The following is a 12431-nucleotide window of genomic DNA, read 5'->3' as shown; positions in this document are numbered from 1 at the left end:
AGGTGACTCATCTCCGTCGGTGGCCGCGTCGGCACCGACAACTCGGCGCGGGCCTCCCCCCAGAAGGGAAGTCCCGCGCCGGCAGGGACCGGTGCCCTAGGCGTCGATGCGCGAGCGGTCCAGGGTCGCGGCCGAGCTGGCGATGAACTCCTTGCGGGGTGCCACGTCGTTGCCCATCAGGAGGTCGAAGACCTGCTCGGCGGCCTCCAGGTCGGAGAGGTTGATCCGGCGCAGGGTGCGGTGGCGCGGATCCATGGTGGTCTCCGCGAGCTGGTCGGCGTCCATCTCACCGAGGCCCTTGTAGCGCTGGATCGAGTCCTTGTACCGCACGCCCTTGCTCTCGAACTCGAGCAGCTTGTCGCGCAGTTCGCGGTCCGAGTAGGTGTAGACGTACTTGTCCTGGCCCCTCTTCGGCTGGATCAGCTCGATGCGGTGCAGCGGCGGCACCGCGGCGAACACCCGGCCCGCCTCCACCATGGGACGCATGTAGCGGTGGAACAGCGTCAGCAGCAGGGTCCGGATGTGGGAGCCGTCCACGTCGGCGTCGGTCATCATGATGATCTTGCCGTAGCGGGCCGTGTCCAGGTCGAAGGTACGGCCCGAGCCGGCTCCTATCACCTGGATGATCGCGCCGCACTCGGCGTTCTTCAGCATGTCCGTGACGGACGACTTCTGCACGTTGAGGATCTTGCCGCGGATCGGCAGCAGCGCCTGGAACTCGGAGTTCCGCGCCAGCTTCGCGGTACCGAGCGCGGAGTCGCCCTCGACGATGAACAACTCGCTGCGGTCGACGTCGTCACTGCGGCAGTCGGCGAGCTTGGCCGGCAGCGAGGAGGACTCCAGGGCCGTCTTCCGGCGCTGCGCGTCCTTGTGCTGGCGGGCGGCGATCCGCGTGCGGGCCGCGGCGACGGCCTTCTCCAGCACCACGCGCGCCTGTTGTGCGGCGTCGCGCTTGGTGGAGGTCAGGAACGCCTTGAGCTCCTTGGTGATGACGTTGTTCACGATGCGGCGGGCCGCCGAGGTACCGAGGACCTCCTTGGTCTGGCCCTCGAACTGGGGCTCGGCCAGGCGGACCGTGACGACCGCGGTGAGGCCCTCCAGGGCGTCGTCCTTGACGATGTCGTCCTCGGCGACGCGCAGCATCTTCTTGGCGCGCAGCACCTCGTTCATGGTCTTGGCGACGGCCTGCTCGAAGCCGGCCACGTGCGTGCCGCCCTTGGGGGTGGCGATGATGTTGACGAAGGACCGCAGCGTCGTGTCGTAGCCGGTCCCCCAGCGCATGGCGACGTCGACGCCGAGCTCGCGGGTGACCTCGGTGGGCGTCATCTGGCCGTGGTCGTCGAGGACCGGGACCGTCTCCTTGAAGGTCCCGTGCCCGGTGAAGCGGAGGACGTCGCAGACCGCCCTGTCGCTCGCCAGGTACTCGCAGAACTCGCTGATGCCGCCGTCGTAGCGGAAGGACTCCTCACCCTTGCTGCCGCCGTCGCCGAGGCCGTACTCGTCACGGACGACGATGGTCAGCCCCGGCACCAGGAACGCCGTCTGGCGGGCGCGCTGGTGCAGGTTCTCCAGGGACAGCTTGGCGTCCTTGAGGAAGATCTGGCGGTCGGCCCAGTAGCGCACGCGGGTGCCGCTGCGGGACTTGGGGATCTTCTTGGCCTTGCGCAGCCCGCTCCCGGCCTCGAACCTGGCGTCGGGTCCGCCCGCCGTGAACGCGCCGGGCACACCACGCCGGAAGCTGATGGCGTGGGTGTGGCCGCCGCGGTCCACCTCCACGTCCAGCCGGGCGGACAGGGCGTTGACCACGGAGGCGCCGACGCCGTGCAGACCGCCGGAGGCGGCATAGGAGCCGCCGCCGAACTTGCCGCCCGCGTGCAGCTTGGTCATCACGACCTCGACGCCGGACAGACCCGTCTTGGGCTCGACGTCGACCGGGATGCCGCGGCCGTTGTCCCGCACCTCCACCGAGCCGTCGTCGTGCAGGACGACCTCGATGTGGTCGCAGTAGCCGCCGAGGGCCTCGTCGACGGAGTTGTCGATGATCTCCCACAGGCAGTGCATCAGACCGCGGCTGTCGGTCGACCCGATGTACATGCCGGGGCGCTTGCGCACGGCTTCGAGTCCCTCGAGGACGAGCAGGTGCCGAGCGGTGTAGTTGGAACCGTCGCGGTCTGCTCCTGCCAGCAGCGCTGTGGACGGCACGGACGTCTCGGCGGTCACGCGGTTCGCTCCTCGCTGAATTTCAGATGGGGCCCTGATGGGTAAGGGCACGGCTCGGGTAGCCGCTCAGAGAGTACCGAGGCCTGGTAGAGCCCTTGTAACGCAACCCTCGGCAGAAACACAGACTAGTAGAGAGTCGCATACACGTTCGATCCTTCAGCCGAGTGAAGCACATATCACGTTCCCTTCGAGGCATGAACCATTTAGGCTCCGGGCACGTCCTCATGAAACAACCGGCAACCCGGCCGGGGAGGACCGACCATGACCGACAGCGCGAACCCGTACGACACATAGACACGCAATACGGCACATTCGCCGCCAAACCGGCAGCAGCCGACGGCCCCGAAGAAGAATCTTCGAGGAAAAGCCACGATCGGGAACGTTTGGGGCTGGTTGGATGTTGACCCTGGTACGACAGCTCGTCGAGCTAGAGAAGAGGCGACGTGACTACTGTTCTGACCCCCGCGAGCCCACTGACGGCCGCTGATCGCTGCGACCGCTGCGGCGCCCAGGCATACCTGCGCGTCGTCCTGCTGAGCGGCGGAGAACTGCTCTTCTGCGCCCACCACGGGCGCAAGTTCGAGCCAGAACTCAAGAAGATCGCCGCCGAGATACAGGACGAGACCGAGCGCCTGACCTCCGTTCCGGCGAACGCCTCCGAAGAAGAGCGCTGACATCCCGCCCGACGAGCCTCCGGCGCAGGCCGGCGAACGGGCGGTCGCTCCTGGCATCCAGGAGCGACCGCCCGTCCTCGTGACCCGCGACGCCGGTCAGGACTTGCCGGGCGACAGGTGGGGCGCCTTCGAGCCGGCCCGGCTCAGCGCCCGGACCACCTCGGACACACGCGTGTAGACGCCGGGGCTCCCGGCGCGCCCGCAGCCGCTGCCCCAGGACACAAGCCCGATCAGCCGCCCCTGTGCGACCAACGGGCCCCCGCTGTCCCCCTGACACGCGTCCCGGCCCCCGGCGGTCTCCCCCGCGCACAGCATGCTCTGAGGCAGGTATTTGCCCTCGCTGGTGCCCGGATAGGCCTTCTTGCACTCGGCGTCGGGCAGGACGTGGAGAGACGCGCCATACAGGCTGTGGGCATAGGCGGCGGTACCCGTGGTGTCCCCCCATCCGTAGACCGTGGCGCTCGTGCCCGGCGAGTACGCCGGGTCGCCCGCACCCGCCATGGGGATGACCGCACTCTGCGGCAAGGGCTCGGCAAGAGTGAGCACGGCGAAGTCACCGGCATTGGTGGTGGAGTCGTAGCGCGGATTGACCCAGGTGCGGCGCACGGAGACCTCCTTGCCCTGATCGGAGAGCAGATCCGTACGTCCCGTGATCACCTTCAGATCCGGCGTCGGTGGCGCGCCCACGGCCTCACTGGACAGACAGTGGGCCGCCGTGAGCACCGCGGTGCGGCCGATGGCCACGCCCCCGCAGAACTGCCCCGCACGGGTGCCTCCGAACCGGTCACGACTGGAGAGCGCCACGGTCCACGGACTCTGCGACACATCGACGGGGAAACCGCCGACGACGACGCTGTCGGCGGCGACGGGCGCCGCCGCGGCCAGCGGTATCGCGCCTCCGGCGGCCGCCAGGACCAGCGGCCCGATCAGGGCACGGGCAATACGGCGTCGCATGGATGCTCCTCACTCTCAGGCGATCACGGAACACCCAGAGTCATGCACAGTGGCGCGACGCGCAGCACGAGGGCCGGCCCCCTGCAGGGGGCCGGCCCTCGGTGTCATATGCCTGGACTAGTCGAGGTAGTCGCGCAGCACCTGCGAACGCGACGGGTGGCGCAGCTTCGACATGGTCTTGGACTCGATCTGACGGATCCGCTCACGCGTGACGCCGTAGACCTTGCCGATCTCGTCGAGGGTCTTCGGCTGACCGTCGGTGAGACCGAAGCGCATGGAGACGACGCCCGCCTCACGCTCGGACAGGGTGTCGAGGACCGAGTGCAACTGCTCCTGGAGCAGCGTGAAGCTGACCGCGTCGGCCGGGACGACCGCCTCGGAGTCCTCGATGAGGTCACCGAACTCGCTGTCGCCGTCCTCGCCCAGCGGGGTGTGCAGCGAGATGGGCTCGCGGCCGTACTTCTGGACCTCGATGACCTTCTCCGGGGTCATGTCGAGCTCCTTGGCCAGTTCCTCCGGGGTGGGCTCGCGGCCCAGGTCCTGGAGCATCTGGCGCTGCACGCGCGCGAGCTTGTTGATGACCTCGACCATGTGCACCGGGATACGGATGGTGCGGGCCTGGTCGGCCATCGCGCGGGTGATCGCCTGACGGATCCACCAGGTGGCGTACGTGGAGAACTTGTAGCCCTTGGTGTAGTCGAACTTCTCCACCGCGCGGATCAGACCGAGGTTGCCCTCCTGGATGAGGTCCAGGAAGAGCATGCCGCGGCCGGTGTAGCGCTTGGCCAGGGAGACCACCAGACGGAGGTTGGCCTCCAGGAGGTGGTTCTTGGCACGGCGGCCGTCCTCGGCGATGATCTCCAGCTCGCGCTTGAGCTTGGGGGCGAGCTTGTCGGAGTTCGCCAGCTTGTCCTCGGCGAAGAGGCCCGCCTCGATGCGCTTGGCGAGCTCCACCTCCTGCTCGGCGTTGAGCAGGGGGACCTTGCCGATCTGCTTGAGGTAGTCCTTCACCGGGTCGGCGGTGGCGCCGGCCGCGGCGACCTGCTGGGCGGGAGCGTCGTCCTCGTCCTCGTCGGAGAGCACGAAGCCGGCGCTCTCGGCGCCCTCGGGCTCCTCCGCCGCGCCCTTGGCCTCCTCGAGCGCCTCGTCCTCGATGAGCTCGACGTCGTCCTTCTTGGCGGCGGTGGTCTTCTTGGCCGCCGTCTTCTTGGCGGCCGTCGTCTTCTTGGCCGCCGTCTTCTTGGCGGCCGTCGTCTTCTTGGCAGCGGCCTTCTTCGCGGCGGCCTCTTCCTCGACGGACGCGCCGGCGGCGGGCGCCGCCGGAGCGGCGGTGGCGGTGGCCTTCCTGGTGGTCACCGTCTTCGCCGCGACCGTCTTGGTGGCGGTGCGCTTGGCCGGACTCTTCGCTGCGACGCTCTTTCGGGTGCGCTTGTTGGGCTCCGCGGCACTGACCATCAGCGTCACACCCTCTTCCTCGAGGATCTGGTTGAGGCTGCGCAGTACGTTCTTCCACTGAGTGGCCGGAATCTGGTCAGCTTCGAAGGCCCGACGCACATCGTCGCCGGCGATCTGCCCCTCAGCCTTTCCCCGCTCAATGAGCGCCATGACAGAGACGGACTCGGCGATCTCCGGCGGGAGCGTACGGGATGTGCTGGCCGACACGAACAACCTCTCGGAACGTTGGAAAACGGCTTCCGGCCCCGTCCATCGCGGACAGGAGCCGACCACCGGCCTTTGGGCCGACGGCGCGGGTGTGGGCCGGGAAGTTGCACAGCGCCGTGTACGGCGTCCGTATTCCCTCCGCGGCTGTCACCTCTTAGGTCATCGCGTTGTACCCAGGAGTGTTACGCCCAATCTGCGTGGCCCCAGTCACACCCCGTAAGTGCGTAAAAACGGCCAGACGTGGGCAGATGGAGTGGGCCGGTCGCCACGGACACGATCCCACCGGCGGCTCGCCCGGTCACGTGTGGCCCCCGCCGGCTCGCGGAGGGATCCGCGCCCGCGGCCCGCCGGCGAACCGCCCCTCACGGGGCCCCGCCGGAGGACGGCAGGGCCCCAGCCGTGCCGCCCACGCAGGGACCGACGCTCGAGCGGTTCAGTGCTCGCGCGGCGCGGGGACCACCCGCTCGACCTCCGGGTGCACCGTGAGCAGTTGGCGCATGGCACCCTCCGCCGCGGTGCCGTCGCCGCTCGCGATCGCGTCGACGATCCGGGCGTGCTGCGCCAGGGAGGCCTCGTTCGGCCGGTCGCAGCCCGTGACGGGGCCGCCGGACACCTGGAGGGCGGCCGAGACGATCCCGGAGAGGTGCTCCAGCATCCGGTTGCCCGCGATCTGGATGAGCAGCGAGTGGAACTCGGCGTCCGCGCGGGAGAAGGTGAGCGCGTCGCCCTGCCCCAGGGCGTGCCCCATGATCTCGACCATGTCGGACAGGCGCTGCTGGATGTCCTCGCGCCCGTGCCCGGCGGCGAGGCGCGCGGCGAGCGGCTCGATCGTCCAGCGCAGCTCGCTGAGCTCGCGGCGCTGGTCGTCGCGCTGCGGCCCGAAGGCCCGCCACTCGATGATGTCCGGGTCGAGGAGATTCCAGTCGCTGACCGGGCGCACCCGCGTGCCGACGTTCGGGCGGGCGCTGACCAGGCCCTTGGCCTCCAGGACCCGGAGCGACTCGCGGACGACGGTACGGGAGACCTCGAAGCGCTGGCCGATCTCCTCGGGCACCAGCGGACGGTCGGCGCCCAGGTCCCCGGAGACGATCATCTGACCCAGCTGCTGGACGAGTTGGCCGTGCAGTCCGCGGCCGCGGCTGCCCGCGGTACGCCGGCCCACACGCCCCAGTTCCGGGTCGGCGCCCTCCCAGGCGGGGCTCGCGACGCGGTCGGGAGCGGGCGCCTCGGAGTAGGGGTAACGGTCGAGTCCGCCCGGGCCGGCGAGACCAGAGTCTGTGGAGCGGGCGGCGGTCATCATGGTGTGCGCAAGGGTACTCACGGATCCTTTGTCGGCGCCGTCTCCAACTCCCTTGAGTTCTTTGGTGAAAAGCACACGAAAGGGTGATCGCTCACTTCGCCTCAATTGACGCCTTATCGGAAAGAAATGGGCTCTCCCTGGGAAGTTGCGTGCAGAGCCCGACCGAAAGGGAGCGAACCCCTGTCATCGGGTCCGGCTGCGCAGAGCTGTCAGCAGGTATGCGCACAACAACGCGACGAGCGTCAACGCCAGAGCACCGCCCACGGGTTGGGCGATCATCCGCGCCGCGGCAGCCAGGTACCGGTCACCGCCGAAGGGCCACTGGAGCAGGAAGAGCCGGCGCAGCCGGGCGGGCAGACCGGCGGCGTTCCACGCCTTCCCTCCCATCGCCCACTGCACCAGGGGTACGACGAGCACCGGTACGGAGAGCACGGTCGCAAGCCCTCCCGTGGTGGACCGGAACACCCCTCCGGCCAGCACGCCGGCCCAGGCGCATCCCACCACGAGGCTGATCCAACTCACGCTCAGCCAGAGCCAGTCGCCGGGAACCTGGGTGAGTTCCTGCCCGTAGACGGCATAGAGCACTTCGGCGTTGCAGCCGACCGTGAGGAAGGCGAGCAGCAGCGCGGTCGCGGAGGACACGATCAGCTTCGCGGTGAGCAGCCCGAGCCGGCGCGGCACGGTGCCCCGGTCCGTCGCCAGCGCGGGGTGGCGGAACTCGTCGCCGAAGGCGAGCGCGCCGAGCAGCCCGGCGCCGAGCGCCGCCGACGGCAGGGGCAGTTGCTCCGGCCATGCCGTCAGCAGCCGGGGCTGGGGGGCGTGGCCCATCCGCCCCATGACCAGGGCCGTGACGGCGGAGCAGACGAGGACGGCGGCACCGACGAGGAAGCCGGTGCGGACACCGGCGGCCCGAAGCAGCTCGTACCGCAGGGGGCGCAGGGGGCTGGGGCCGGGGCGCACGGAGATCGGGGGCGGGAGAGCGGACGAGGCATCGAGTGCGGCGGCCTCGGCGGGCCGCGGAGTCGGGATCGAGGGCTGCGCGGGTGCGGGGTGGCCGGCCGCGGGGTGCGCGTTCGCGGGGTGCGCGTTCGCGGGGTGGCCGGCCGCGGGGTGGCCGTTCGCAGGCTGCCCGTTCGCGGGGTGGCCGTTCGGAGGCTGCCCGTTCGCGGAGTGGTCGGCCGCGGGGTACGCGGCCGCGGGGTGTGCGGCCGCCCGCTGCTCGGCGGGGGGTTGATCGGGTCGCGGGGTTGTCGCGGCGGCTCCGTCCGGGGCTTCCGCAGGTGCGGACGATTCCCGGGAGGGCGAGGAGGTGCGGGCGGCGCCAGGGGCGGGGGCGGTGGTCGTGCCCGTGGTGGCCTTGGCCTCGGAGTCGGCGGTCGGGTCGCGGGGTTCGGGGGCGGTGGCGGGGCCGAGGGCTTCGGAGCCGCTGGTCGAGTCGCGGGTTTCGAAGCCGACAGTGGAGTCGAGGGGCAGGGAAGCGGCGGCAGGGGTCCTGTCCTCGGGACTGGCGACCGGTTCCGGCGGCTGGGAACCATCGGTGGGGGCCGCACCGCCGGGGTGGGTGGTGGACCGCGAGGCACCGGCATCGGTGAGGGCGACCGGGTCGTCGGGGTGAGTGGTGACCTCCGGGCCACCGGAACCGGTCGTGAGATCCGGGCCGTCGGGACGAGCGACGGACGCCCCTTCGCCGGGGCCTGCCGCCGGAACTCGGCTTCCCGTGCGACCCGCAGGGGAAGCCACCTTCGCCCGCGGCTCCAGGGGTACGCCGAGGACGTGTGCGGAGCCTGACACACTGTCGGGACGGGGAGGGGCCGACGGCGTCCCGCTCGTGCCGACGAGCGGCTCCCCCGAGTACGTGGTGACGGACGGTTCCTCCAAGCTCCGGCTGACGGAGCCGCCGTCTCCGGCCGAAGGGGCGTACGCGCTGTCTTCACCCCCCGCGAGACGTGTCCCCTTGGAGCGCGGGACGGCTGCGGCGCTCGCCGCGACAGCGGCCGCGGACGGCTGCCTCTTCCCCGCGGCCGGTACGACAGCGGACGGCTGCCGCCCGTCGGGGGGCGTCGTCACCGTGACCTCGGCCCGGGGCCCCTCGGCCGGCTCCGCGGCCGAAGGCGCTGAACCCGCACCGGCGCCCATGTCACCCACCTCGTCGGCGAGTTGGTGGATGAGGATGCCGTGACGGAACGCGGCCTCGCCGACGTCGGCACACGTACTGCCGTAGACGAACAGACGGTTGCCGCTCTCGCGTACGACCTCGACGGAGCGGCGGGCGGTACGGGCCTCCTTGGTCAGGAGGGCTCCGAGGCGGGAGGCGTGCGGGCTGCGCACGGCGACACGGGGACGCAGCCGGTGACGGGCGAAGTCCGCGGCCTCCTGATCCGCAACGAGCCTGCCACGTTCGAGCGTGACGACGCGGTCGGCGGCGCGGGCCGCCTCCTTGGGGTCGGCCGTGGTGAACAGGACCGTACCGCCCTGGTTCACGTGCGCCCGCAGCACGTCGTGCAGCCAACGGCTTTCCCGCGCGGACAGTCCATCGGTGGGGGCGTCGAGCACCAGCGTGTGCGGGTCGCCCAGCAGGACACAGGCCAGGCCCAGCCGGCGGTCCACCCCTCGGGACAGAGTGCCCAGGCGCTCCTCTCGGAAGCTGACGAGCCCGACGGCCTCGAGGACTTGTTCGGCGCGCCGTGCCGGAAGACCGGCCGCGGCACAGAGCATGCGCAGATGGCCACGGACCGTGCGTGCGGGGTGTCCTGGGACGCCGCCCAGGAGAACGCCGACCTCGCGGGAGGGATGGGCGATGCGATGCAGGGGGTGACCCCTGAAGTAGGTGATGCCGCAGCCCTGTTGGAGCTCGAGCATGAGCCTGAGCGTCGTCGTCTTGCCCGAGCCCGCCGTCCCGAGGAGCGCGGTGACACGGCCCGCGTGCGCTTCGAAGGAAACGTCCTCGACGGAGGGCGGAAGGCCCTTACGGGAATCACTGGTCAGTCCGAAGGCCTGGATCACCCGCAGCAAGATAGCGCGTCATGTCTGGATTTTCCGGGTATCAGGCCTCGCATTCGCCATCCGCTGGCGTTACTCGGCTCCCTTCTCCCATGGGGCAACAGGATCGGTTCAGCGGGCCCGGCATCCGACTTGGCGAACGTGCCGACTCACGACGGCGACGGGCGGACGGAGGTCAGACCTCCGGGCGCAGCATCGGCGGGTTGAGCAGGGTGGCTCCCCCGGCCCGGAAGAGCTGGGCCGGCCGGCCGCCCTGGCGGGTGGTCGTCCCTCCGGTCGGCACGAGGAAACCCGGGGTGCCCGTCACCTTGCGGTGGAAGTTGCGCGGGTCGAGGGCCACGCCCCACACCCCCTCGTAGACACGGCGCAGTTCACCGACGGTGAACTCGGCCGGACAGAACGCGGTCGCCAGCGAGGAGTACTCGATCTTCGAGCGGGCCCGTTCCACTCCGTCCGCGAGGATCTGGGCGTGATCGAAGGCCAGCGGCGCCACCGGCTCTCCGTCACGGCCGTAGCCGCCCTGTTGCAGCAGTTCCTCCACGGGCGCCCAACGGGCGTGCTCGGCGTCGCCGCCCGCCCGAGGCGCGGGCAGGTCGGGAGCCAGGGCGAGGTGAGCGACGCTGACGACCCTCATCCGCGGGTCACGCTTGGGGTCGCCGTAGGTCGCGAGCTGCTCCAGGTGCGCGCCGTTGTCCTGGACCGGGGCGAACGGGTCGTGCACGCACAGCCCGGTCTCCTCCGCCAGCTCCCGCGCCGCCGCCTGCGCCAGATCCTCATCGGCCCGTACGAAGCCTCCGGGAAGCGCCCACCGGCCCTGGAACGGCGGCTCACCCCTGCGCACCGCCAGCGCGCACAGGGAATGACGGCGCACGGTCAGCACGACCAGGTCCACGGTGACGGCGAAAGGCGGAAAGGCTGACGGGTCGTAGGGCATGCCGCGATCATAGTCGTCTGCCTGACGATAAACACTCCCTTCGCCGGTCGCATCGATGGCTGATCCACATCGGTCCTCCGCTCCCCCGCGAGCCCCACGGGCGTTCCTTCACCGGCGCTTCTCGGCAGCGCCGCTCCCCCGATCGGCACCCGGCCTGTCGGCGCCTCGGCGACGTGAACCGCCCCGTCCCGAAGTGCGCGTACGCGGACGACCCGGCGCCCTGGAGGGACCCGGGCATGCGCCGTCGGTCCGCGAGGTCGCGGGGCGCGACCCGGCCGGGGCGGGTCCGTCCACGCGCGTCCGGCGACAACTGCGGGACGCCGGGTCCGGCGCCGTTGGGGCAGCGTCGCCATCGGTTCCGATCGCCTCGTGCGGCGCCGTCGCGACCACGTCGGCCCCTGCGGCCGCGCCGCCCCGGGCGGCCGCTTCGCCCTGCGGCGTCGCGGCCCCGGCCGTTGCCGCTGCCGCACCGGCGTCCGCGGTTTTCGACAGTGCCCGTCCCTGTCGCTCGGCGCGCAGGCAGCGCCGGACCGACTCGGGGTCGAGCCCCTCGTTGCAGGCCTGGTGCAGGAGGCGGGCGAAGAGGTAGTCGTGGTCCGCGCCCAGTGCCATGGCCAGGGCCTCCCGGGCCTCCAGCTGGTCCCCGGCCGACCAGGCCACCCAGCCGGCGAGGGTCAGGGGCGCCGCGGCGTGCTCTCCGTACGGGCCGACACAACGGCGGGCGAGCGCTCGCCACAGCCGCAGTGCCGGATCGGCCTCGTCTCCCTCCATCCACTCGGCAGCGCGGTCCCGTGTCGTACGGTCCTGGAGGCCCAGGATCAGCGATGCCGCTTCCTCGTGGTCGAGCAGCTGGTCGTCACGGAGGTCCGCACGGGCGTCACCGGGCAGGAAGGGCACCTCGGCGAACCGGGTCATGACGCGCTCGGCGAGCTTCAGGGTCTCCTCGGCCACCGACGCGCGCTCGGCCTCGTCGAGGATCCTGGGCACCAGGGACAGCCCGGCGGCGTCCAGGGCGATCTCCTGTTCCAGGGCCGCGGCGGTCTCCCAGGGCAACAGCCTGGCCCGCAGCTCCTTCAGGCTGCCTCTGACCTGGATGCCCGCGTACGCCGCCGCGGCGGCCAGCACGGAGGTGCCGGGCAGCCCCATGGGCAGTCCGTCGTCGGGGCAGCATCCCTCGGTCGGGCAGCAGTACGACCAGAAGCGCCCGTCGGAGATGCACAGCGCCTCGATCACGGGGACGTCCAGGTGGCCGCATTCCGTACGCAGTTTCTGGGCCAGCGGCTCCAGCCGCCGCACGACGTCTCGGCCCGACTCGCCCGCCGCCGGCTCCTGGCAGAGGAAGGCCACCATCCGCTCGGGCTTGGCGCCTCTGCGCTCGCTGCCCGTGATCAGGCCGTGGGCCAGTTGACGGGCGGCGAAGGGCCAGTCGTCCTTGCCGGCGGGAATGCCGAGCCGGGCACGGCCACCGAACCGGCCGCGCCCGCCCCGGTCATTCAGCGCGACCAGGACGATGCTGTCCTCGGGGCGGTACCCGAGGAGATACGGCAGGGCGTCGGCGAGCTCGGCCGGGGTGCGGAGGGTGACCTGGTGTTCGGGGGCGGATCCGTCGTACGCGATGTCACCGTTTTCGAAGGATCCGGTCGTTTCGCTGTGATTCGTCATGTGCCGACGATCTCGCGGATCGCAA

8 protein-coding genes are annotated in these 12431 nt (G+C 71.0%); 1 reads left to right on the top strand and 7 read right to left on the bottom strand.

Going from position 1 to position 12431, the window contains the following annotated elements:
• Positions 1-96: 96 nt before the first annotated feature.
• On the bottom strand, positions 97-2220 hold the full coding sequence (locus ABZ818_RS17830) for a DNA topoisomerase IV subunit B (protein ID WP_361415262.1): 2124 nt from the start codon (positions 2218-2220) through the stop codon (positions 97-99).
• A 443-nt stretch (positions 2221-2663) separates the two neighbouring features.
• On the opposite strand from ABZ818_RS17830, the gene ABZ818_RS17825 reads away from it, so the two are divergent.
• Entirely contained in the window at positions 2664-2894 is a 231-nt protein-coding gene (locus ABZ818_RS17825) for a hypothetical protein (protein ID WP_141357618.1), read from the top strand.
• Positions 2895-2990: 96 nt separating this feature from the next.
• Here the strand turns inward: ABZ818_RS17825 and ABZ818_RS17820 are convergent, their stop codons facing one another.
• From ABZ818_RS17820 to ABZ818_RS17795, 6 genes are all read right to left on the bottom strand, one after another.
• Positions 2991-3848: a serine protease gene (locus tag ABZ818_RS17820; protein WP_361415259.1), complete on the bottom strand. Its 858-nt coding sequence runs from the start codon at positions 3846-3848 to the stop codon at positions 2991-2993.
• Between the two features lie 117 nt (positions 3849-3965).
• Positions 3966-5510: an RNA polymerase sigma factor gene (locus tag ABZ818_RS17815; RefSeq protein WP_361415257.1), complete on the bottom strand. Its 1545-nt coding sequence runs from the start codon at positions 5508-5510 to the stop codon at positions 3966-3968.
• A gap of 433 nt (positions 5511-5943) precedes the next feature.
• Positions 5944-6831: a FadR/GntR family transcriptional regulator gene (locus tag ABZ818_RS17810; protein ID WP_361415255.1), complete on the bottom strand. Its 888-nt coding sequence runs from the start codon at positions 6829-6831 to the stop codon at positions 5944-5946.
• 162 nt (positions 6832-6993) lie between these two features.
• The gene (locus tag ABZ818_RS17805) at positions 6994-9813 is read right to left on the bottom strand and encodes an ATP-binding cassette domain-containing protein (RefSeq protein WP_361415253.1); all 2820 of its coding nucleotides are present in this window, start codon (positions 9811-9813) and stop codon (positions 6994-6996) included.
• Between the two features lie 172 nt (positions 9814-9985).
• Entirely contained in the window at positions 9986-10744 is a 759-nt protein-coding gene (locus ABZ818_RS17800; protein ID WP_361415251.1) for an NUDIX hydrolase, read from the bottom strand.
• A gap of 108 nt (positions 10745-10852) precedes the next feature.
• Positions 10853-12406: a DUF4192 domain-containing protein gene (locus ABZ818_RS17795; protein ID WP_361415249.1), complete on the bottom strand. Its 1554-nt coding sequence runs from the start codon at positions 12404-12406 to the stop codon at positions 10853-10855.
• Positions 12407-12431: the final 25 nt, after the last annotated feature.

Origin of the sequence: Streptomyces sp. NPDC047453, from assembly GCF_040643155.1 — a bacterium.
GTDB lineage: Bacteria > Actinomycetota > Actinomycetes > Streptomycetales > Streptomycetaceae > Streptomyces.
Note: the sequence above shows the minus strand (reverse complement) of the source record. Positions and strands in the feature narration are given on the sequence as shown.